This is a genomic window from Bacillus sp. 37MA, assembly GCF_000372765.1.
GTDB classification, from domain to species: domain Bacteria; phylum Bacillota; class Bacilli; order Bacillales; family Domibacillaceae; genus Domibacillus; species Domibacillus aminovorans.
This window is the reverse complement of sequence record NZ_KB889752.1, coordinates 274,396-295,981: the sequence shown is the minus strand read 5'-3', so window position 1 is coordinate 295,981 and position 21,586 is coordinate 274,396. Positions and strand designations below refer to the sequence as shown.

Genomic DNA, 21,586 nt, shown 5'->3' with positions numbered 1-21,586 from the left:
GCATTACGCAAGGTTTATGCAATGCTAATGAAAAAAAACCCAATATATTGTTCATATTGGATTCTGTGCAACGCTAGTGGGCACGAATTATTTTGGGACAATTTACGAAGATGGTCAATCGACAAACTCCTCTTATTTATCTAAATAAGATGCGATCAGTGCGGCCGCTCCTGCGATTGCAAACATTAATAACAGTGGAAAAAAGGAAGGAAGGTAGTAATAAAGAGCTATAATGATAATAGAAGACCATATCCCTACACACCAATGACACGTAAGTAACGTTCCAATCCAATAGCGTAACCCTGAACCTTTAATTTCAATGTTGTGAGTGATTTCCATGTTGTCATCATAATCAGCAGTAATCGTTAAAAATGGGGCACGAATAAACGAGGTAATTTCATCATACATGATTAAGCGGGTAAAACGAAACGCAGCCAATGTTAAAATAACAAGGTGAATCCACGAAATTTCCATCATTTGATTTGACTCCCTATTTTGAAGTTACTTTTAGATAATGCCCAAAAAATCAATTTGATTGGGTAAACAACTCAGGACCTTTGATTCAATTTTCAAACCATAGAAAACATACTAAGATTAGTAAAAGTGTTCGAAAATCGATTCGCAGCCGGTCCGGGTCAAACGGTATGATCTGTCCAAATTGCAGGAATCATAAAAAAGAGTGTCCCATATACGAAATTTTCATTATTTCGGGACACTCTTTTCTTTATCATTTTCCGCATTTGCAGAATTCGTCACTTCTGCTGACTGCCAAGGTGACATAGGTTCCATTTATAGATCATGTCGCTTTATGAGCCATTGAAAAAAGGAAAGCTGCTTCCAATACCTTAACACTTTCTTTAACGAGCTACTTTCTTCAACATGGCTTTGCTGTTCTTGCTGGGGGGTATAAGACACATTAGTGTCCTTTGGAGATACAATCGATTGTTCTTCAGATACAGATTTTGTTGGAGTAGAGTGATCTTGTTTTATGATAGGTGTATGGTGATTGATCGTTTTTTTTCGCTGGTTGATGGCCTTGTTGTTTTGAAAAGAATGGACTTGTTGTCTATTGACACCATTTGAAGAAAGGGCTGAATTGGTTCTTTTATTGCATCCGCAGCTTGAAGCACGCCGTTTTGGTCTCTTGGATACGGTCTGTTCCCTCTTTATCTCTGAGGTCTGTACCTCGGGTAAAGAAAATGGCTGTTCATGCATATCACATACCTTCTTTCTTTTTGAGTGAAAAAGAGCAAGGATGGACTCTGTATAATACGGTTTCATCGTATGAAGCCGTATTATACAGAGTATCCCTTATTGTTCCTAATCTTCAGTCTTTACATGAATATTTTTAACGCCAATGACACATATAGCTAGATTATTTACTTTTTTTCTTTACGGGCACGTTGTCGTGATGGTGATGGACCAACCTCCAGAGATGGAACCCACATCCGTAGTAGCATTGTCTACAACAAACAATCTCCACATTCCATTCGGGGCTAAACCATTAAAGTTGCTTAATGCAACAATAGGATTAGGGGCAGGAGCAGGTCCCGGGAAGGCGTCAGAGGATCCAGAACAGTTAGTGGGCTTATAAATGCCGGAAGTAAGAGTACCGCTACAAGGAACTGAGTTTACTGCCGCATCGTCAAATGTCAAAGTAAGGTTGGTAACATCTGTGCTGAAATCAGGATCTGACATAAGAATGGTATTCATTGTTCCATCCGGTGCTACAAGCATCACATCGACATCAGCAGGGAACGTGTGGGTAAATCCGTTAAGGGTAGCCGTTACTTTAGTGATCGTTCCGTCTAGGCCAGCGACATTAATTACGGAAGGATAAGGACTTGCTGGACCCGATGTGCCTGTGGCTGGAATAGTAATAGCTGCAGGATTGCTAAACGTAGCAGTTGATGGGACACAGAAATCAAATTGACCACTAAGCGTTAAAATCGTGTCGCATGCGTTTGTACAATTAGCCGGGGCAACAGATAGGTTCACTACATCGATGTTATCCAAGTCAAAGCCTTCACACGGATCTACATTTTGACAAGTGTAGAAAAGAATATTGTCTACGCAGCTTTCTCCATGACAGCAAATGTGACTACTATTTCCATGGCTATCCATTACTTCAAGGGACGAAATGAAACGTATGGACCCTTGTACGACAAGGCGGTTGAGTGTAACTGGGCATAGCAAGGGATTACCTGGAGGACACGGGTTAGGGATCGTCATTTCTGATTCACAAGTCTCTGTGTTACAGAATAAGCAATCCGAGTTAAAGGCCACAGAAGCGTTAAAGGTCCCATCAGGGTTTTGTACTGGGGTAAACCCCTCCGGCACTATAAAAGTACAACAAAAGTCTACTAGCTGATCACAAGGTTCACAAGCCAAAAAAATAACCTCCTAATATAATATATTTCCTCCTATTGAAGCTAATATATCTTACGTAATATTACATGATGTGTTCGGGCTATTCTTCTATATCGGATGGACACCAAGTATGTTGATTACATTTAAACTAAAATCTAAGTTTTGCGTTCGTTTAATGAATTTCAAACGATCCTTATCCTTAAGTTCTTATTCGATTACCACTATAATGGTTTTGTAATTATAGGGATTCTCGAACTTTATCCCACTTTGTTAAATATAATTTTAATTGACCCTATTTTTTTGTCTAACTCAGTGTAGTCTATCCAACTGTTTCGTTCACATAGTTTTGAACGGCTTCTTCATTTGACACATCTGCTGTAATGAGAAGGATCTCTGCTTCTGGTGCCGCTTCTAAAATAACTTTTTCCATTTCTTCTAACGAATCATGATTTAAATCTACTAACGAAAGTTTTGCACCCTCTTTTGCGACTTGTAAAGCAGACGATTGACCTAAACCAGAACCTACACCTGTCACTAATACGGCTTTACCGTCAAAACGTTTACTCATTTGCAAAACTTCTCCTTATTCATTCGGATAATATAATTTTGTATTCAAATACACGTGAACGATACACGATCACATTCACTCCAAAATAATAACGTTTCTGACAATGTTTTATAAATAAAATGTTTGTCAAACCATTCAGCTACTGTACATTGAACAACTAAAAATGGGGTAGCATTCATGGTTCCCCTAGTCATTAGGAGTGGAGTATTTTGATCGTCATATGGTAAAATGAACTCGTGAACAAAACGGATAAACTGGGGGTATAAGGATGACAGAATACGAAAAAGCAAAGGTCCACTTAATTGAAAAATGGATGAAGTCTCGGGAATTGGACACGCAGCAAGAGGATGAATTTAATAAAGGAATAACATATGGAATGCTCTCTGGTCTCCACTCCATTTGCTACCAGGAATTCTTGACGCGTCCAGCAGAAGAGAATTGGTTAGTGTTTGAAGATTGGCTTCAGCAAGAGGTCATTCGTCTCAAGAATAAAAGATAAGAACTTCTCTAAAGTGGTCGGCAAATAGCTTACTAACAATATGACGATATCAAAGACGAAAAAAGAGGATAGATCCAAGCGGGTATAGTCTGCTTGGATCTATCCTTTTTCGCGCTGCATCATGTTGTGAAAACAATAGCGTATGAGCAAAGTACATCCTTTAATGTATTATTTATTCGTTCCAAGGAGAATGTAAAACACAATCACAAAAACTTGGGCGCTTATAATCAGGAAGAAGAAGCTCACAAACATCTGACTTTATATTTCCAAACGTTGTCTCAGGCTTATGTTTAAAACCTTCAAGGAAAGCAGGTAGAATTTTCTTCTTGAAATTATCTCGTGGGAAAGCAGTTACTATTTCTTCACGTAATTTTTCAGGAAACTCCTTATAACCGTCTCCCATAACATCAAGTCCTACTCCAGAATAAAGTAATGCAACTTCCGATTCTTTATGCTCAGCAACTCCGATTGTTGTGTGAAGTGCAATTGCATCCCATACCAGTCTTATTGATTCATTATCAATATGATGTTGCTGAAGAAAACTACGAGCAGCGTTAGCCCCATCAACTTCAAATCGTTTATCCGGACTACTATATTTTTCTGTAAGCCCTAAATCATGAAATAAAGCGCTAATATAAAGTAATTCCAAATCATACTTCAAACCTGCTTCCTGTCCTTGTATTGCCCCAAATAGATAAACACGATTAGAATGATTCCACAGCAAATCTGATCCATATTCACGAAGTAAATCTGCTGCTTCAATAGCCATTTTACTATCAGGAATTTTAATTCCTGCAATATTTTTTACCATAGTCCGTATCCTCCTATAATCTAGTTAATCTTCAGTTAGCTCAGAAGATTAACTAGATTATATAAACACATCTACTATATAACAATACTATGGTTTCTATACATATCATAGACAACATCTATGATATGTAGCCATTTCATATTCAGTTTTGTAAGCACTATATGGTGGTTAATTCTCTAATTTGCTCTTTACTTTTTTCAGTAATTGGGAATCTCAACTTAATAATTTCATTGGTAAGCAACTCAATGAATTTTCTCGTTCCAAATCCAACAAATTTGTCTTTACGTAAAACTAGACTCACTTCTCGACTAATGCATGGTTGGACGATAGGAATAATTGATAACTCACGATCCGCATACATATCCAGTAGAGTTTTAGATACAATCGTTAATCCAAATCCACTTTTAACCAACTCAAACAAAGATTCAATGCTCGATGTTTCAATTTTTGGATATAAATTAATTTGAGCAGATATACATGTTTGGTCCAATAAATTTCTACATTTTAGAGAAAATAAAATAACAAAACGATTCAAGTTTTTTAAATTGAACCAAAAAAATCGGCTTCCAGACTGAGTGGAGGCCGTAAAAGGATTATTCATTTCTTTTCTCTAATATATCTTGAATGATTTCTATATGAACAGCCGCCCATGATTTTTCATGAAAGTGAAGAATGACACTGATAAAAAGGATCGTAATATAAATGAAAACAAAAAAAACCCAAAGCAAGCTCCCTTCATCGAAAAGAAATTGTTGCAACTGTTTAGCAAACAGAAAACAAAGCCACGGGACGGCAGAGACATAAATAGGAATAGTCCCCGAACCCGTTTTTTCTTTAATCATACGATAAAGTATTTTTTTTAATATACTGCTATCAATCGATTGATAAAGACGCTGAATTTCATCAATTTCCATCAGTTCCTTCATCTGATTAAAAGACTGATCCTCCCCAGATACCTTTTTTAGCCGTAGATAAATTTTATGAACATCACCGCGCAATGAAAACATGTCTTCATCTCCTTTTATAATAATTCTTACTACAAGACTTGCCCTGTATATTTTTATTTATTCAAAGGATCTGTTAAATAACGCTGTTGATTTTTGGCCCATTTTATTAACATTATTAAAAAAGCGTTGGGTGCAATTTTGAAGCAGCCATGTCACGTTTACAGTCAATTGGCACCGATTTATAGACAAATCCCCCACCCTACTACCAAACAGATTTCTCATTAAGTTCACAATAATAACTAAAAAAGACACATTTCTTTGTACAAGAAATACGCCTTTTCTAGCCTTGCTAAGTGGGAGTCGTTCAAGGGATCGTCACTGTAAAGCTTTCAAATTCGACATCAGCCCCTTCATACGGTTTAAATTCATTGATCGTTTCATTACCTTCCTCGTCAATTTCAGCACTGCTTCCCAAAACGCAACAGCAGAACGGTTTTATACTTTTCCTCGATTTCATCCATCGTTTGAAGAAGATCGAGTTGGTCTTCGCGTTTTAAGTGCTCCGTATCCCCCATATTTTCAAGCACTTCATTACTAAGCGAAACGATTTTTTGTTTCTTTTTCTCACCTATTAGAGAAAACAGAATAACAAAACGATTCAAGTTTTTTAATTGAATCAAAAAAACCGGCTTCCAGACTGAGTGGAAGCCGTAATTAGGATAGATAAATCAATCATATATAATCATTTATTGATATGACTTAGTGCTAAATTTGAAGCCAAAATTTTTCCTTCTTCAAGTATCTTGTCCCGTTAGTTTAAGTACTTTCTTTCACAAGCTTTTCCCAGTATATTCTCACTAAAATAGGTTTAAGGAACCTACAAATACCTTGCAGTTCCTTTCCTTTCATCATTTTCTATCATGATCACTTGCTTATTTCCCGTCTCAAGACCGGAGCGACTTCTGTTGCTAATCGTTCAATGTTTTTGGCGACTTTATTAAAAGGCATCCCACCTATGTCCATCTGAGCCATAAATCGCTGATGCCCGAACAATTCGTATTGATGCATAACCTTTTCAATAATTTGCTGTGAACTGCCAACGAATAACGCGCTATCTGGACTCGACATCTGCTCGAAATCAGCTCGGGACATACGTGTACTCATTCCTCGTTGACTATTTACATATCCCCAATAATTTGAATAGTAAGGATAGAATTCTTCTCTTGCCTGCTGAGTGGTTTCCGCAATGTATGCGTGCCCAGTAACACCTATGTTCAAATCGTTCACATTGTGCCCAGATGCTATGCCTGCCCTGCGATAAATGTCAACAAGAGGCTTGAAACGAATCGGATCGCCTCCGAGGATCGCTAAAGCCAGCCTGGTTCCCAATCTACCTGCTCGTTCAGCACTCTCAGGAGTCCCGCCAACCCCAACCCATAGGGGAAGTTGCTTTTGTGCGGGCCTAGGTGCAATCTCTGCATGCCGAAGTGCTGGGCGAAAGCGGCCGGTCCACGTGATGTTCTCATGATTGTTTAGCTTTAAAAACAACTCAATATTCTCTTCGAACAAGTCGTCATAGTCATTGACGTTATATCCGAAAAGCGGGAAGGATTCTACAAACGCTCCTCGGCCAGCGATGATTTCAGCGCGTCCGTTTGACAGCAGATCCAACGTCGCAAAATCTTCGAATAAGCGGACAGGGTCGACCGTACTTAGTACCGTAGTGGCACTGGTCAATTTAATCTGTTTCGTTACTTGCGCAATAGCAGCCAAGACAACCGGCGGTGCAGAGACGGCATAGTCTAAACGGTGATGTTCACCAACCCCAAAAACATCAAGTCCAGCCTCGTCAGCGAGTTTCGCTGCTTCTATGATTTCTTTCAAACGCTGCCCTGCACTGATTTCTTTACCGGTATGAGGAGTCGGCCCAATATCGGCAAGCGTATAAATACCGATGTCAAAACCGGAATTGTTTAATGCACGCTCTTCCTTCATTATCCGTTCCTCCAATAGGCCTTTATATGACTAAATGAATTTCATTTCCTGATGGATCAGCCGTGACATAAACATTGTTTTCTTGTGTCACGACAGCGCCTATTTGCCGCAGCTGCTCAATCACTTTATTTCTCGCTGCTTCATCTGCAAAAACGAGCGTATACCAGTTGAGTCCTACACTGTTCTTCTTAGGTACAGGAGCTCCAACACCATTCCATGTGTTTAATCCGATGTGATGATGGTATTTACCCGTAGAGATGAAAAGTGCCTGAGTACCGTATCGGTTCACCACTTCGAAACCGAGTCCCTGAATATAAAACTCTTCTGTTTTTTTCAATTCGGATACATGTAAATGAAGATGTCCCATGACTGTACCAGCCGGCAAACTTTTCCATGACTGCTGTTTCCCCCCAGAAAGAAGGTCTACAAAATTTAATGGATCAACGGCCATTGCCACTTCACCGCTACGCCAATCCCATTCGGAAGGATCGCGGTCTATATAGATTTCAATTTGATTTCCATCTGGATCTGATACATATAGAGCTTCACTTACAAGATGGTCTGATGACCCAAATCGCAAACCGATTTCCGCAAAATGTTGCACAATTTTAGCTAAATCAGAACGTTTAGGTAGAAGAAGGGCAAAGTGATATAAGCCCGTCGTCTTTCCTTGTTTCGGTATAATGTTTTCCAATTGTTCGATTGACAACATACTCGTTTTGCCATCCGTCGTTAATTTAGCTGTTGTTTCGGTTTGTTCAAGAATTTGAAAACCGATCATCTCTTGATAAAATGTAAGAGAACGATCTAAATTTTGCACCTTAATCGCTACATGTCCTACAAAAGTATTTGGTTTACGATGAAATCCCATATTATTACCTCCTGTTTTATTTTTCTTCCTCAGAACGAAAGAATTTGTTATCTAGTGAGAAGCGAGAGCCCTTTGCAACAGCAAAATAAATGGACATAGCGAGCAGTGCTATTTCCAGTTCATATCCTGCTGTTTGACCATTGCCAAGAAATCCTGCAGAGAGTTTCACTGTAAAAATGGCTCCCAGCATAATAACAACGAACAACACAGAAACAATTCGTATTCCCAATCCTAGTATCAATGCAATACCACCGATTAACTCTACAAATGCAACGACATAAGCTAAAAACCCTGGAATGCCAATACTGTCGAAAAAGCCAGCCGTATTACTTATTCCCCCCTGAAACTTGGATAATCCATGAATGAAAAAAGTAAAACCTAAAATTGCACGCAAAAGAATGGTACCTGCTTCATGTTTATTCATGATGTTTATTCTCCTTTTTTAATTAGTTACTTTATGTAAGTTATTATATTTTCATAATCATATTACGTCAAGTAATTTTATTGTTAAAAATAACTTAATGTCAAATTATAATATGTTATACTGGAATAGAGGAGTGAAAGAACATGAATCAATCCATTATTTGTCCGCGATTTGAAAAAGCCATCTCGCTTTTAAGTCAGCGCTGGACGGCTTTGGTTATCTATCAATTATTGTCCGGTCCACAACGATTCGGCACCATCCAATCATCTATTGCGATCAGCGGAAGAGTTTTGTCAGAACGATTAAAAGATCTAGAACAACAAGGAATTGTGAAACGTGATGTCATACCAGAGACACCTGTTCGCATTGAATACTCATTAACGGAAAAAGGGTTCTCATTGGAACCGATTTTGAAAGAAATAGAAAAGTGGTCTCAGTCGTGGGTGGAAACAGAGAGTATAGAAAAATAAGATGAATCATGTCCTTAAAAAATTCTGTTCAATAGAAAAAGGGTTACGATCGGAACAACCGAATGTGTAACCCTTCTTCTCTTATTTAGCTATTTTGTTACACAATCGAATGTACATTACCAATATGTAAAGCCTTGTTTTTTCAACGCAGGAGGCACATTTTTTTCGTACGCTTCAAAACCGGTATCATAAAAAGCCGCTGTTTTCTCGGACCAATTCGCCGACTCTTTTCCATCCGTTCGCTCGTTTAAATAACTGCTATACGCCGTATCGTACTCATCCATGTCACGTTGTAATTGTTCTTTATTGTACTTTTCCTTATGATGAACCGCGCGAATCGGAAGCCTTGGTTTCTGATCTGGACGTTTTTCTGGATGCCCCACCGCAAGACCCGCCACAGGAAAAACATACTCAGGCAAATCCAACAGTTCAATCACTTTTTGAGGATCTTTACGAATCCCCCCAACTGGAACAATCCCTAGATTCATCGATTCAGCTGTCGCTATCGTATTCGATAACGCAATGCCTACATCTGTCGATCCAACAAGCGCAAATTCAATACTATGGACAATTTCCAATGGTCGATTGTTTTTTTCCGCTGCCAGCTTTGCCCGATAAAAATCTAAACAAAAAACAAAAAAGACAGGCGCTTCCTTCACCCATTTTTGATTGCCCGCTAAAACAGACAGTTGGTGCTTCGTTTCTTTATTTTGGATTTCGATAATGGTCACCTGTTGTCCGTTCACCCAATTTGGCGCTGCCATAGCCGCTCTCATCATCGCTTCTATTTGATCTTCCGTTACTGGTTTTTGTTGAAAATCGCGAACCGAACGATGGTTGTTCAACACATTGATCACTTCGTTCATGGTATGCTGCCTCCTTTATATAATCCTTTTTATACTATCACTTTGTTGACGTCATTTCGCCTTTTCTAGACATAGAATGTTTTCGTGAACTACCCCTCCACTTAGCAACCTTAGGGTCTACTTGAAGTGGGGACTTCTCGACTTATCGCTGCTTTTACTAGCCAACGAAAACGGACCAAACTATCCCTCTTGTTCCAAGTGTTCATTTATTCATATCGCCAGAATACCTTCATCTTTGATGTTGATGGCTGAATTGTGGTCACGTTCTGCCACATACCCATAGGAACATCGGTAAGTGCGTTCGGATAATGGCATACTCTTCTCTGTTCCGCAACTCGAACACTTTTTTTGTAGAAGGAAACCACTTGTCAATTTTAATAAGTGGTTTCCCTTGTTCTTTGAGTTTATAATCCAAAAATATCGTAAACATGCCCCATCCGTTTATCGTTGGGCTACGCCCTTCACACGATTGAAGAGGGAGACTTCTTTCGTAGAATATTTTCTTAAAAATACTTATAAAAAGCAATAATAAAAAGCCCGTTGCATCATCACAGATGAAACGAGCTTTGAAATTCTCTAGCATAGAGTATGGAGAAGTCATCCGCTTTTTTCTTCATACTTTACCGATTCCTGTTTATGTGCCGTTAAGAAAGCCTCTGTAATCAGCAATATTTCAGCTGAATTATTATAAATCACTGTATTTTCCGGTATATAAATATTTTCCATTACAATTGCCCGTTCAATAAAAGATCCACGTCCAATTCGCGCATTTGGCATGATAACGCAATCTTTCATAAAAGCGTCTTTTTCCACTTCGACGCCCTGGGACACAATCGAATGTTGAATTTCTCCATCAACGATACACCCTTCATTTAAAAGCGAATGTTTAACAACCGCGTTATATCCCATAATTTGCGGTGGCTGATTGGAAGGAACCGAATAAATGCGCCATGAAGGGTCATATAAATCCAATTTCTTTTCTCGATCCAGCAAATCCATATTTGCTTCCCATAAACTTTTAACTGTTCCAACGTCTTTCCAGTATCCCTTAAACGGATAAGCAACCAATTTCTCTTTATCCGCAAGCATTGCTGGAATCACATCTTTGCCAAAGTCATTGGTTGAATCTGGATTATGAGCATCCCGTTCCAAATATTTTTTCAATACGGACCATTTGAAGATGTAAATACCCATTGACGCAAGATTGCTTGCCGGGTTTTTCGGTTTTTCATCAAAGCGCGTCACGTGATAAGAATCATCTATCTTCATAATGCCAAAACGACTTGCTTCCTCCCACGGTACCTCAATAACGGATATCGTTGCATCGGCTCCTTTCTCCATATGATAATCAAGCATCAAATCATAATTCATTTTATAAATGTGGTCACCTGATAAAATTAACACATGCTCTGGGTCATATTGGTTTATATAATCAAAGTTGTGATAAATGGCATTGGCTGTACCCGAATACCATTTCACTTCAGATGAATTAGCGTATGGCGGAAGAACAGTTACCCCGCCATTGCTGCGGTCAAGGTCCCATGCACTGCCAATACCGATATATGAGTTTAACACGAGTGGCTGATATTGAGTCAAAACGCCAACCGTATCAATTCCTGATTGAGCACAATTGGAAAGAGGAAAATCAATGATACGATATTTTCCTCCAAATGGCACTGCCGGTTTTGCTATGTTTTCAGTCAATTGTTTTAATCGACTTCCTTTTCCTCCCGCAAGGAGCATTGCTATACATTTTTGTTTAGTCATGTTGTAAGTTCTCCCTTTTTATCTTTTGTAAAGTCTAAAAATATCCATATTTTTTAGCATACCCTATTTGAACTGTCGTAAACCTGTTACCGTTTACATATTTCTTCCACTAAGCTATTCAACTGAATTTTTAAAAACCTGTTTTACAAAAGGACAGCCAGGTAACATAATATGGGAGAGAATTACAACCCACCCTTAGATGCTCAAAAAGGACCTTCTAAACAAGATGATAATCCTACACTACTCTTTTTAGGAGGAATAAAATGAACTCGATAATTTTATTTTATGGTTTTATCATTATTCCAAGCCGGATTCGACATATCGTGTATGATTGGATTGCCAAGAATCGTTATAAATGGTTCGGGAAAAAAGAAAGCTGTATGCTGCCACCGCCAAGTATCCGGAATCGTTCTAAGCATACCTTGTACGTTATTTTTCCCATTATTTTTATGAAAAATCCGCTGATAATTTTATTTCTTCTCCCCATACTATAGGAACGGGAACGCGCGCACCCGAGTTCGAATTAGGCGAAAGGAGACGATAGGATATGGGAAGAGACGGGAATAAAAAAGGCAACCGCAACAAAAATTCGTTGCCACAAACACCAAAACATTCAAAAATACTTCCAGACAAATTGAATGAAGAGTTTTCCACTGAGCTGAATGGAATCAATAAACAAGAACGAAAAAACGCACGAAAAAAATAAGTTGCTGTTACGCCTGAGGAGGAGATCGTATGGAATTAGTACGGGCAAAACAAATTGTGTCTACTCCATCATCCAATGTGGAAGTTCAATTTAACGGTGTTTCCGTCTGGATTGATGAAATCCATGACAATGGAAAAACGGCGACTGTCCATTTACGCGGGCTGGGAGAAGAACGGACCGAAGTGGGCATAGAAGACCTTGAAGAAATCACACATTAAGCAACTAAACAACCATCCTTTTTTGTTGAAAAGGATGGTTGTTTTCCAAATAAAACAAATGCTTTGTGCTTCAAAATGGTCTAGCAGCTGTTCAAACATCCAGCCGTTTCAGCAGTTTGATCGTTTTTGACATATCAACGATGCCGTTATCATCTGTCTGTATGTAATTGTCTTTCACGAGGACCGTCATCGTTTTTCCCATTCCCGGTTTATGTGGCTTTCGAAATGACAGATCCTGCAATTGAGGCAGACTTAACAAGTAAGCCGCACCATTTTTGCGGGCTTTCCGCTGTTTTTCTTTCTGTTCTTCCACGATTTTAATACAAAGACGCGTTTCTTCGACCTGGAAATAATACGGACTATATGACAGAACATTTGCAGCGCGATCGTAAATCCGCCCTTCATTATGAGGATAAAGCAATAGAAGCGCATCACCTCGATCGGCAATCGCTCTCGGAAATTCTCCGTCTTCCGGCATGTGTTCAAAGCATCAAACACAGCCTCATTCGGTTATGATTGATGACCATAAACAGTGGTACTTCGTCATTCATTTTCACTGTCAACTTCACATTTTTAAAATACTTATTTAAGTTAGTCTAGTTGGGTAGAAATCAGATTTCTTTATCTTTTCAGCAAGAAAATTTATAAAAAAGGAGAAATACAGAAAAGCTCTACAGAGATTTCTCTCCACAGAGCTTCACTTTATCACTTGAAAGAAGTGGGTATAATCCTTTGCCCTCCTTCCCTTTGCTGGTTCAACAAGTTCTATAGTAAACTGGTATAATCTTCGAAATTTAATTTTTCAAAAAAATTAAAACAATTTGTGTTTTTAAAATTGAATGATAGTTAAAATGTTGTTATACTATTGAACAAGGAGGTGTAATATTATGGCTCAAACTGTTCTTTGTGAAGTCAATAACTGTTCATATTGGGCTTCCGGAAATAAGTGTAACGCAGAGACTGTTTATGTAGTAAGTCATCATGGCAGAGAAGCTTCTACTACTGAAGAAACAGACTGCAAAACATTTAAACCAGAAGCTTAATAGAATAACACAATTTGCGTTTTTTAAAATTGAACGATAGTTAAACTGTTGTTATATTATTCAACAAGGAGGTGTAATACTATGGCTCAAACTGTTCTTTGTGAAGTCAATAACTGTTCATATTGGGCTTCCGGAAATAAGTGTAACGCAGAGACTGTTTATGTAGTAAGTCATCATGGCAGAGAAGCTTCTACTACTGAAGAAACAGACTGCAAAACATTTAAACCAGAAGCTTAATAGAGTAAGGTTAATTTAAAGTAGCCAATATTTTGGTTACTTTTTTTATATAAGAATTTCCAATCAACTGATATAGATTATCATTATTAATTGATGTATTTAATATATCAAATCGAAGTAACTTCCGTCAAGTAGACGGTAATAAAAACAATCATATTTTTTTACTCACACTCATTTTAAAACTTTGCTAAGTTAGGTAGTTTAAAGATGTAAAATGTCCCCCATTGTCACTAAACTTCTCTCTACTTCCTGTTGAACGAGCTTGATAAACGAATCATTATTCCCTTAATCCGCTTTACCTATTGCTGAATAATAGTCAATTCGTTCTTCTTGGAGTATCATTGGATTTCCACCACTTGATGTTTTGATCATCAAATTTTAATCTGAATCATTAGCGAACGATAAACCTTTATCAGCGAGAGCACGGCGGAGTTGATCCATCGCTTTTGGACCCATCCCATGCAGCTGCAAAACCTCGGCTTCACTGAGCTTCGTGAACTGCTCAAGGCGCAAATATCCAGCCCCTTCAAGCGCTCGTCTTGCCGGCTTGGCTAACCTAGGCGGAAGATCGCTTTCTTTCGCCTGATCCTTCTCTGTCATCATGATTCCTCCCTTTATTGCTGATTGAAGTTTCACTTTATAAGAAAATCAAAACTTGTATAAGTGTAAGTGCAGCTGTTCCCGCTATTGGTGCCATTTTTTAAAAAATGAACCCATTCGTCGTTGAAATGAATGGCTCAAGCGGGTTTTTTGCAGGTGAAGCGAGAACGTTGATCAATCGCTCCCATCTTTTCCTTTTCAGTTTCATAGGGAAATCAGGAACATCCACGTGATATTCATCTAATTTCGTGCGCAGATGAGGCTCCTCTTTAAAGGGATCTTGTTTCATCATCGTCTCTCTCCCATTCTTCTTTTAATCGTTGGATCGCCTTGTGCAATCGTGATTTAACGGTTCCTATCGGAATGTCTAGAATTTCGGCCATGTCCTTTTGAGTCATATCATGATAATAGAAAAGTAAAATAACTGCACGCTGTATGTCAGGAAGCTTTGCGACTGCTTCCTGAATCGTCATTCGATCGGCATGATGGAATTCTTCTTTCGTAATGGGTGTGAGAAAAGGCAAATAGGTCCGTAATTTTTGCAGCGATTTAATTTGGCGATCATTAATCGGTAGGCGATTTGAAAAAGATAGGGTTTTAATTTCCCTTTACTTGGATCGTAGTAATGCTTGTAACGTTGTAGTTTGACAAACGAATCTTGAACGATATCAATGCTTAATTGCTCATCTCTCGTATAACGGAAAATAAACGAATAAAGAGGCTGTTTTAACAGGTTGTATATGCCTCCTAACGCGTCATCATCTCCATTTTGATACGCGATCATTAATTCATCTTCCCGTTCAATCAATATCATCTCCCCAACGTTCCTTAATCGATTTTAACGTCAACGACACCCAAGAGACTAAGTAAATAATCGATACGAGTGTCCACACTTGTGCCTGGTTTGTAAAAAATTGTACGAAAACATTCTCAACCGTTTCCCCGGAGGAAATGAACATATTTAGCGCTTGAACACAAACAATCGAATAAATGGCTAGAATAAGCGTAACGGTATCGAATACATTCCATCTTAAACATATTTTCGTTTTCTTATAATTGATTTTACCATTTTCACGAAAAACGTACTTACGATCCATTGGAATCGCAATTGCTAAAATGGAAACCAACAAAACACCTGCAACGATCAGTGAAACCACCCAACCTGTATCCATTTGAACATCCCCTATTTCCTTTCTTTACTGACTATACAAACGAGAAAGCGAAAAGGTTCATTTAAATACAAAAAAACTACACCGTTGTCGGATGTAGTAATTGTGTAATGCTACCTGCTAACCCATATGTTCATGATGAGTTCTACCGTAGCGCCAAAAACTCCCTAGCTATTTTTCTTTCATCATATATAGGTTGAATATATTTTTTCATCACATAGGGTGAAGTCATAACCGAAAGAAGGGCTCCATAGTCAAGATTGAATGCTACTTCGTCTCCTACTTTCAAATCCACTTTTTTCGCATCAAGAATCGTATGGTCACTGCTTGATCCTAAAATATCTATATCCAGTTTTGGGATGAGTCCACTCACGAGCACATCCTGAATGCCTACCCCAAGGATGGCTCTTCTAATGTGCCCGCGATCTTGCCATGTTGGAGAAATTCCAAATGCATTTTGACCTATTTCTCCATCAGGTACGGATGACTTTATTTTTGATTCGATGACCTCAGATATGAAGGTGAAAACGTCTGTAAATAATTCGGGTATTCTTTTACGACCAAGTGTTTCTCTCCCTAAAAATATGGATTCGCCCAATCTTAAATTGTTGATAAGCCCTCTATTCTCAGCCGTCATAAACCAATTATAATTGGCTGAATTTCCTCCTGAAACATAGAGAAGCGGCAAAGCAAATTTTCGCTCCACTTGGATAGCGAGTGAAGATAACGTTCTCATCTTCTCGTTATTCGGTTTGACTCCTCCAAAGCAGGAAAAATTGGCCCCAATCCCGACCATTTTAATTCCTGGAAGTTTCAATACCTCTTGAACATGCCAATCGAGATCAAGCGGCATGATCCCTTCTCGTAAATCACCCATTTCGATCATAAGAATAATTTTATGCACCTTTTTGTTTCTTATCGCGGTTTCTGAAAGACTCTTCATGACCGCTATCTCCGTATTCATACTAATATCAGCATATTTTATGACTAACTCAATCTCACTTAAAGCAGGTGTTCGTAATAAAATAAATTCTGCCTGAATACCGGCATCACGCATTTTCTTAAGGTTTATTATTTTTGAATCTGCTAACAGACGAATGCCCTTATTCACAAGAACGTTTGCAATCTCTGGCTGTCCGCAAACTACTTTTGTCACACCCATAAGGCCAATTTCTTTTGAAGCATACAAATTGAAGAGTTTTTCTGCATTATGTGCAAGCTTACCAAGATTAATTTCAATCCTTGGTGTGATCAGGTCAATCAATTGACTAGCACTTTATTCTTCTTATCCCCTATTTTTGGGAATGCCTCAAAGATGCTGGAGATGAGCTTGTCACATCCATGCTTTAAAACATCGGTCGTTGGAAGTTGTAATTGGTCTTCATACTCTATCACAACATCCTCAATTTCTTCATCTGACATGTTTTCATGGTTGATGGTAATCGCAATGACCTTTGAGCTTGAAAAGTTTTCGACTATCTCAATCTCACTTTTAATCGTTGGCATTTTCATAAAGCCAAAATCGCCTAAATTCTTTCGTTTCGGAGGATGTTGAATGATCACCGCTCCCGGTCTTGAGCCTCTTATAATTCCACAAGAGCTTACATACGCTGGATGACTTAAAGCGCCTTGGCCTTCCACAATAATAATGTCAGGATGCTCCTCATCATAGGCTTTCATAATTTGATTTTCAATTTCACCAATCATAAACTGCAGAGGCATAGCATCGATCGCCACCCCATATTTAGCTCCTTGGATAATACCTGTTTGTCCCGTCGCCACAAAAGCAACGTTCAATCCCTTTTTTAACAAAGCAGCTTCAAGAATAATAGAGGTCGTTCTCTTGCCAACTGCGCTATCTGTTCCAAGAACGGCTACAATCGGGGTTTGAATGTCTAAAATTCTTCCTGAAAAAAGATGTAAATCCTTACTTTGTGGCGGCTTTCGAATATCTTGAATAGTCACGCCATATTGAATGGATTGATTTAAAAATTCCGTGTCTTCCGTAAAGAATTCATGAAGGGGATTGACGATATCCATCTTGAGTTCCATTGCTTTCATCACGATCGCTCTTTCATCCTTTTTTAAAAAGGCTTCCGCAGGCGCAATGCCGTAAATGAAATGATTTGGTAAATAGGCCAATGTTTCAATCGCATGCTCAAGGCTTTCGAATATCGGGATTCCATTCTTTTTGCCCTCAAGATACTCCCCTGCATCTAGCCCAGCCTTCGTACTATCAATGACTCCAGTAATCTGATATTTTCTTGAACTTCTCACAAGTCCATTGGCGGTCTTCCCGTCCATCGTTCCAAAATGATCTTCACAATAAATAATGGCCGTTTTTCTCATTATAATTCCCCATCCCTTTTTTAGGTTTATACATTCAGATCAGAGGAAATTTTACATTTTTATACACAAAAAAACACCTTAACAATAATAGAAGACAACAAGCAGGCTTACAGCCCAGACACTAATCACGTAAGGTGTTTTTCGAATATCAAATTTTTTCCATTCCTTAATTTTAAGTATACCACATATTTGATAATAAGCCATCTTTACGACCTAGGATAAAATAGGAAATAGAACTAGGAACAAACTAAAAGAAGCGTTTAACCCCTTTTCACCCTCTTTGTTCTGCTCCTACATGTTAAAGTTTGAACTACCCACCACTTAACACCCTTAGCGGCAGCTGGTGGCACCTTGATTTTATGTGGGGATTACAAGGCGTGGATTCACCGCTTCAATTTGTTACTGGAGAGAAAAACGTCGTACTCGGTCTCGTCTCTTCTAAAACAGGGGAACTTGAAGAAAAAGAACAGATCATTACGTACATTCAAGAAGCGTCCCAATACGTGCCGCTTGATCGGCTCGCCTTAAGCCTGCAATGCGCACTCGCTTCAACAGAAGAAGGAATCATTTTAACCGAAGAACAACAATGGGCGAAACTGCACTTCATTAAAGATATTGCAGAAGACGTGTGGAAATAATCAAAAAAAACAGGCAGGAGAAAGTCCATTTCTCTTGTCTGTTTTTTGTTGTGTTAGGCGTTTTTAAACCGTCATTATTGCTCTCATTATGTAGTCGCGGGAATGAGCGCGAATGAGTTATACTACTTTACTCGTAAGTGCCGCCTCGATTTCAGCTTTCAATTCATCTGCAGATAATTCTGTAGGATATTGATATTCTTTGTTATTGATAAAAACAGTAGGCACCATTTTCACATTTCTGCGGATGGCCTCTGCCGTTACGTTCAAGCTAATTTCGGTATTTTGCGGTACTTCTTTTAATTGATATTTTTCTGCTAATACATTTTTGATTTCTTGATTATTCAATTGATCCCATTGTCCTTGTGTTTCAAATAATTCCTTTAAGATTTCTTTTACGCGCGAAGGATTCTCATAATCGAGGAATAGGTTGATTAACGTTCCATTTAGCAGCATCTCTCTCGGCTTGTCATAATGTTTGACAATGAACTCAACTTGCTCATTATCTAAATAGTCTTTTAAAACATCCTCCGCAATGCCAAAAAATGTAGCGCAATAAGGGCACGTTAAATTCAAAAATACTTCAACCTTTACAGGCGCATCTTTTTGTCCAAAACTCAATTGTGTATTCTCAATCTGATTCGTCATCTCTCTCACTCGCTTTCCAGAAAAATTTAATTCTTATTTTCACAAAGTATAATAATTCTTACTAAAATTGTCAACATTAAAATTACAGAATATTCATTATTAAAATGGATTCGTTGCCCAAAGACTGGAAGACGGAATAAAGACACTCGGATGCAATTTTAATTGAGCAAGCATATAGTCCGCTAATTTTTCTCGCTGCATAAACTTCTCCGAATCATGATCCTGAACGTTCTCTTTAGAGACAAATTCCGTCGCGAACATACTCGGTGTTAAGGCAGAAATACGAATATTGTGTTTGCGTACTTCTTGTGCCAACGATTCGGTCAGACTAAGAAGACCGCATTTAGACGCACTATAAGCACTTGAACCAGCTGTACCTCTTAGCCCTGACGTCGAGGAAATGTTGATAATATCTCCCTTATTTTTTCAAGAAGCTGAGGCAAAACGGTACGTGTCACATAATAAACGCCCATTAAGTTTACATCAATCACCGTTTTCCAGTCTTTTGGATCGATGTCCATAAAGGAGCCAAACTTCCCTATTCCAGCATTGTTAATTAAAATATCAGCCGTTCCAAGCTCGCTTGTTATCTTGTCAACCGCTCGCTCCACTTGCTCTAACGAGGAGACATCAGCCGTCGCATATGCCGCTCGTCCCTCCAAATCTTTCTATATAACCCCAATGAATTTGAATCCTGTACGGCCCTGATTGCCCGTACGGATCCAAATGAACAGGAGAGTGTCCTCCTCCTCCCAGAACTCGATTCCTTATGGGAGAAGAAACAGTCTTAAGCGGGAATCATTATCCGTTCTTATTGACTACAAAAAAGCAAGTAGACTTGTCTAAAATCAGACTTTATCTACTTGCTAGTGCCTCCCTAACTGAAAATCGATAATCTGTAACCAATAATTGTGTAATTAAACAATTCCAGTTAACATATAGACTGCAATTATAAAGAAAGCAGCGATTGTTTTAATGATTGTAATGGCGAAAATGTCGCGGTATGACTGCTTATGGGTTAAACCAGTGATCGCAAGCAACGTAATGACAGCTCCATTATGTGGAAGTGTATCCATACCGCCCGAAGCCATTGAAATAACACGATGCATTACTTCAAGTGGAATATCAAATTGATTTGCTAATTGAATATATTTTTCAGACATCATACCTAGTGTTATGGCGATACCAGCAGAAGCTGAACCAGAGATTGCAGAAAGAATATTCGTTGTAACTGCACCATTTAATAATGGGTGAGTAAATACTTTTGCAATTCCGTCTCTTGCCATTGCGAAACCAGGTAAATTAGAAATTACAGCACCAAAACCATATTCAGTAGCAGAGTTCATGATGGCAAGAAGCGCACCGGCAACCCCTACTTTCATACCGTCTTTGAAATCCATAATAACTGGTTTTCTATTATATAAAATAGTTGCAATAATACCACAAAGAAGTGCTATTTCAACTGACCAAATACCTATAACTTTTGCTGTTTCTATGTTTGTAAAACTTAATCCAATTGCAGAGAAATCAAAGCCATCAGGATAAAACTTTGGAATTAAAGTAGTAAAAACTTTATTTAAAACAGCTACTAATACTACTGGAACAAATGCGAAAATTCTGTGAGCTATGCTTTCGTTTTCATTCAAAGAAACTTCTGTTTGGTCTTCTTCTTTGATCGTTCCAAAACAATCATAACCTTCTCCAGCTTGTTCAGCTTTTTTACGACGATTTTCTAAATACCACATACCAAGAGTGAAGATAAAGATTGCACCAATTATCCCAAGTGTAGGTGCGGAATAAATATTTGTTTTGAAAAACGTCGTTGGTATTACGTTTTGCACTTGTGGTGAACCTGGAAGTGCGTCCATTGTAAATGTAAATGAACCTAGTGCGATTGTTCCTGGAATTAAACGTTTAGGAATATTTGATTGTCTAAATAAATGTCTTGCAAAAGGATAAACTGCGAATGCTACAACCACTAAACTAATTCCACTATAAGTAAGAATTGCGGCTAATAAAACGATTGTTAACATTGCTCTTTTTTGTCCAACTACCTTAATAATAGTAGATGCAATAGAGCTAGCAAGTCCTGACATTTCTACAACTTTACCGAAAATAGCCCCTAAAAGGAAAATCGGGAAATATAATTGAATATATTCAACCATTTTCGCCATAAAAACATTTGAATAAAATGGAAGAAGCCAACTTGGATCTGTTAAAAATACAGCAAATAATGCACAAAGTGGAGCAAAAATGATAACTGAAAAACCTTTATAGGCTATAAACATTAACATGGCGAGTGCTAAAAGAATAATTACTAATTCCATAAAATTTCTCCTCTACTTCTAAAATTCTCATCTAAAAAACAGCTATCTATACTAAAGAGGTCCGGC

The 21,586-nt window shown here is 38.3% G+C and carries 29 protein-coding genes and 3 pseudogenes; 8 read left to right on the top strand and 24 right to left on the bottom strand.

Features of this window, described 5'->3' with window-relative positions; all coding sequences use genetic code 11:
- Positions 1-132: 132 nt before the first annotated feature.
- From A3M5_RS0101650 to A3M5_RS0101630, 4 genes are all read right to left on the bottom strand, one after another.
- The gene (locus A3M5_RS0101650) at positions 133-477 is read right to left on the bottom strand and encodes a DUF1360 domain-containing protein (RefSeq protein ID WP_018392008.1); all 345 of its coding nucleotides are present in this window, start codon (positions 475-477) and stop codon (positions 133-135) included.
- 312 nt (positions 478-789) lie between these two features.
- The gene (locus tag A3M5_RS0101640) at positions 790-1,215 is read right to left on the bottom strand and encodes a hypothetical protein (protein WP_018392007.1); all 426 of its coding nucleotides are present in this window, start codon (positions 1,213-1,215) and stop codon (positions 790-792) included.
- Positions 1,216-1,392: 177 nt separating this feature from the next.
- Entirely contained in the window at positions 1,393-2,391 is a 999-nt protein-coding gene (locus tag A3M5_RS26755) for a hypothetical protein (RefSeq protein ID WP_018392006.1), read from the bottom strand.
- 298 nt (positions 2,392-2,689) lie between these two features.
- Positions 2,690-2,938, bottom strand: a complete 249-nt coding sequence (locus tag A3M5_RS0101630; RefSeq protein WP_018392005.1) for an SDR family NAD(P)-dependent oxidoreductase — start codon at positions 2,936-2,938, stop codon at positions 2,690-2,692.
- A 268-nt stretch (positions 2,939-3,206) separates the two neighbouring features.
- Between A3M5_RS0101630 and A3M5_RS0101625 the strand changes: the two genes are divergently transcribed.
- Positions 3,207-3,437: a hypothetical protein gene (locus tag A3M5_RS0101625; RefSeq protein ID WP_018392004.1), complete on the top strand. Its 231-nt coding sequence runs from the start codon at positions 3,207-3,209 to the stop codon at positions 3,435-3,437.
- A 172-nt stretch (positions 3,438-3,609) separates the two neighbouring features.
- Here the strand turns inward: A3M5_RS0101625 and A3M5_RS0101620 are convergent, their stop codons facing one another.
- The 7 genes from A3M5_RS0101620 to A3M5_RS0101585 all read right to left on the bottom strand — a co-directional run bounded on the left by A3M5_RS0101620 (position 3,610) and on the right by A3M5_RS0101585 (position 8,485).
- Positions 3,610-4,248: an HD domain-containing protein gene (locus A3M5_RS0101620; protein WP_018392003.1), complete on the bottom strand. Its 639-nt coding sequence runs from the start codon at positions 4,246-4,248 to the stop codon at positions 3,610-3,612.
- A gap of 157 nt (positions 4,249-4,405) precedes the next feature.
- Positions 4,406-4,849, bottom strand: a complete 444-nt coding sequence (locus tag A3M5_RS22010) for a LysR family transcriptional regulator substrate-binding protein (protein ID WP_018392002.1) — start codon at positions 4,847-4,849, stop codon at positions 4,406-4,408.
- Positions 4,842-5,255, bottom strand: a complete 414-nt coding sequence (locus A3M5_RS22005; RefSeq protein ID WP_018392001.1) for a hypothetical protein — start codon at positions 5,253-5,255, stop codon at positions 4,842-4,844. The genes A3M5_RS22010 and A3M5_RS22005 overlap by 8 nt, the downstream gene beginning before the upstream one ends.
- Positions 5,256-5,653: 398 nt before the next feature.
- Positions 5,654-5,875 (bottom strand): hypothetical protein, encoded by a 222-nt coding sequence (locus A3M5_RS22000; RefSeq protein ID WP_018391999.1) that lies wholly within the window; start codon positions 5,873-5,875, stop codon positions 5,654-5,656.
- A 244-nt stretch (positions 5,876-6,119) separates the two neighbouring features.
- A complete protein-coding gene (locus A3M5_RS0101595) occupies positions 6,120-7,190 on the bottom strand; it encodes an LLM class flavin-dependent oxidoreductase (RefSeq protein WP_018391998.1) in 1,071 nt (356 codons plus the stop codon).
- Positions 7,191-7,212: 22 nt separating this feature from the next.
- Complete coding sequence (locus tag A3M5_RS0101590; protein WP_018391997.1) at positions 7,213-8,061, bottom strand: VOC family protein; 849 nt, start codon at positions 8,059-8,061, stop codon at positions 7,213-7,215.
- Positions 8,062-8,077: 16 nt separating this feature from the next.
- Positions 8,078-8,485, bottom strand: coding sequence for a DoxX family protein (locus tag A3M5_RS0101585; RefSeq protein ID WP_018391996.1), 408 nt, complete (start codon positions 8,483-8,485; stop codon positions 8,078-8,080).
- A gap of 143 nt (positions 8,486-8,628) precedes the next feature.
- On the opposite strand from A3M5_RS0101585, the gene A3M5_RS0101580 reads away from it, so the two are divergent.
- Positions 8,629-8,955 (top strand): winged helix-turn-helix transcriptional regulator, encoded by a 327-nt coding sequence (locus A3M5_RS0101580; RefSeq protein ID WP_018391995.1) that lies wholly within the window; start codon positions 8,629-8,631, stop codon positions 8,953-8,955.
- Positions 8,956-9,071: 116 nt separating this feature from the next.
- On the opposite strand, the gene A3M5_RS0101575 is transcribed toward A3M5_RS0101580, so the two are convergent.
- The 3 genes and pseudogenes from A3M5_RS0101575 to A3M5_RS0101565 form a co-directional block, all read right to left on the bottom strand.
- On the bottom strand, positions 9,072-9,821 hold the full coding sequence (locus A3M5_RS0101575) for an NADPH-dependent oxidoreductase (RefSeq protein WP_018391994.1): 750 nt from the start codon (positions 9,819-9,821) through the stop codon (positions 9,072-9,074).
- Between the two features lie 210 nt (positions 9,822-10,031).
- Positions 10,032-10,281, bottom strand: a pseudogene (locus A3M5_RS24200) (zinc ribbon domain-containing protein); the annotation flags it as partial.
- Positions 10,282-10,418: 137 nt separating this feature from the next.
- Complete coding sequence (locus A3M5_RS0101565; protein ID WP_018391993.1) at positions 10,419-11,588, bottom strand: glucose-1-phosphate adenylyltransferase; 1,170 nt, start codon at positions 11,586-11,588, stop codon at positions 10,419-10,421.
- 263 nt (positions 11,589-11,851) lie between these two features.
- Between A3M5_RS0101565 and A3M5_RS0101560 the strand changes: the two genes are divergently transcribed.
- The 3 genes from A3M5_RS0101560 to A3M5_RS0101550 are packed head-to-tail and all read left to right on the top strand — an operon-like array spanning position 11,852 to position 12,512.
- On the top strand, positions 11,852-12,082 hold the full coding sequence (locus A3M5_RS0101560; protein WP_018391992.1) for a thiol-disulfide oxidoreductase DCC family protein: 231 nt from the start codon (positions 11,852-11,854) through the stop codon (positions 12,080-12,082).
- A gap of 53 nt (positions 12,083-12,135) precedes the next feature.
- The gene (locus tag A3M5_RS25065) at positions 12,136-12,294 is read left to right on the top strand and encodes a YfhD family protein (protein ID WP_018391991.1); all 159 of its coding nucleotides are present in this window, start codon (positions 12,136-12,138) and stop codon (positions 12,292-12,294) included.
- 29 nt (positions 12,295-12,323) lie between these two features.
- The gene (locus tag A3M5_RS0101550; RefSeq protein WP_018391990.1) at positions 12,324-12,512 is read left to right on the top strand and encodes an H-type small acid-soluble spore protein; all 189 of its coding nucleotides are present in this window, start codon (positions 12,324-12,326) and stop codon (positions 12,510-12,512) included.
- 91 nt (positions 12,513-12,603) lie between these two features.
- Here A3M5_RS0101550 and A3M5_RS0101545 read toward each other — a convergent pair whose 3' ends face one another.
- Positions 12,604-12,990: a hypothetical protein gene (locus tag A3M5_RS0101545; RefSeq protein ID WP_018391989.1), complete on the bottom strand. Its 387-nt coding sequence runs from the start codon at positions 12,988-12,990 to the stop codon at positions 12,604-12,606.
- Between the two features lie 409 nt (positions 12,991-13,399).
- Here A3M5_RS0101545 and A3M5_RS23980 point away from each other — a divergent pair, with 409 nt between their 5' ends.
- Positions 13,400-13,555 (top strand): DUF1540 domain-containing protein, encoded by a 156-nt coding sequence (locus A3M5_RS23980; protein ID WP_018391988.1) that lies wholly within the window; start codon positions 13,400-13,402, stop codon positions 13,553-13,555.
- 81 nt (positions 13,556-13,636) lie between these two features.
- Positions 13,637-13,792, top strand: a complete 156-nt coding sequence (locus A3M5_RS23975) for a DUF1540 domain-containing protein (RefSeq protein ID WP_018391988.1) — start codon at positions 13,637-13,639, stop codon at positions 13,790-13,792.
- Between the two features lie 378 nt (positions 13,793-14,170).
- Here A3M5_RS23975 and A3M5_RS0101530 read toward each other — a convergent pair whose 3' ends face one another.
- The 6 genes and pseudogenes from A3M5_RS0101530 to A3M5_RS0101505 all read right to left on the bottom strand — a co-directional run bounded on the left by A3M5_RS0101530 (position 14,171) and on the right by A3M5_RS0101505 (position 17,910).
- Positions 14,171-14,392 (bottom strand): helix-hairpin-helix domain-containing protein, encoded by a 222-nt coding sequence (locus tag A3M5_RS0101530; RefSeq protein ID WP_018391987.1) that lies wholly within the window; start codon positions 14,390-14,392, stop codon positions 14,171-14,173.
- 100 nt (positions 14,393-14,492) lie between these two features.
- Complete coding sequence (locus A3M5_RS21995; protein ID WP_068981741.1) at positions 14,493-14,684, bottom strand: hypothetical protein; 192 nt, start codon at positions 14,682-14,684, stop codon at positions 14,493-14,495.
- Positions 14,662-15,206 (bottom strand): annotated as a pseudogene (locus tag A3M5_RS21990) (RNA polymerase sigma factor). The gene A3M5_RS21995 and the pseudogene A3M5_RS21990 overlap by 23 nt, the downstream one beginning before the upstream one ends.
- Positions 15,193-15,564 (bottom strand): hypothetical protein, encoded by a 372-nt coding sequence (locus A3M5_RS0101515; RefSeq protein ID WP_018391985.1) that lies wholly within the window; start codon positions 15,562-15,564, stop codon positions 15,193-15,195. Before A3M5_RS0101515 ends, A3M5_RS21990 begins: the two are co-directional and overlap by 14 nt.
- Positions 15,565-15,706: 142 nt before the next feature.
- Positions 15,707-16,825: an alanine/ornithine racemase family PLP-dependent enzyme gene (locus A3M5_RS21985; RefSeq protein WP_018391984.1), complete on the bottom strand. Its 1,119-nt coding sequence runs from the start codon at positions 16,823-16,825 to the stop codon at positions 15,707-15,709.
- Entirely contained in the window at positions 16,822-17,910 is a 1,089-nt protein-coding gene (locus A3M5_RS0101505; protein WP_018391983.1) for an N-acetyltransferase DgcN family protein, read from the bottom strand. Before A3M5_RS0101505 ends, A3M5_RS21985 begins: the two co-directional genes overlap by 4 nt.
- Positions 17,911-18,269: 359 nt before the next feature.
- Here A3M5_RS0101505 and A3M5_RS0101500 point away from each other — a divergent pair, with 359 nt between their 5' ends.
- Positions 18,270-18,548, top strand: a complete 279-nt coding sequence (locus A3M5_RS0101500) for a hypothetical protein (RefSeq protein WP_018391982.1) — start codon at positions 18,270-18,272, stop codon at positions 18,546-18,548.
- Positions 18,549-18,665: 117 nt separating this feature from the next.
- Here the strand turns inward: A3M5_RS0101500 and A3M5_RS0101495 are convergent, their stop codons facing one another.
- The 3 genes and pseudogenes from A3M5_RS0101495 to A3M5_RS0101480 form a co-directional block, all read right to left on the bottom strand.
- Positions 18,666-19,193 (bottom strand): thioredoxin domain-containing protein, encoded by a 528-nt coding sequence (locus tag A3M5_RS0101495; protein WP_018391981.1) that lies wholly within the window; start codon positions 19,191-19,193, stop codon positions 18,666-18,668.
- Positions 19,194-19,292: 99 nt separating this feature from the next.
- Positions 19,293-19,846: pseudogene (locus tag A3M5_RS24195) on the bottom strand (SDR family NAD(P)-dependent oxidoreductase); the annotation flags it as partial.
- 264 nt (positions 19,847-20,110) lie between these two features.
- Positions 20,111-21,520, bottom strand: coding sequence for a GntP family permease (locus tag A3M5_RS0101480; protein WP_018391980.1), 1,410 nt, complete (start codon positions 21,518-21,520; stop codon positions 20,111-20,113).
- Positions 21,521-21,586: the final 66 nt, after the last annotated feature.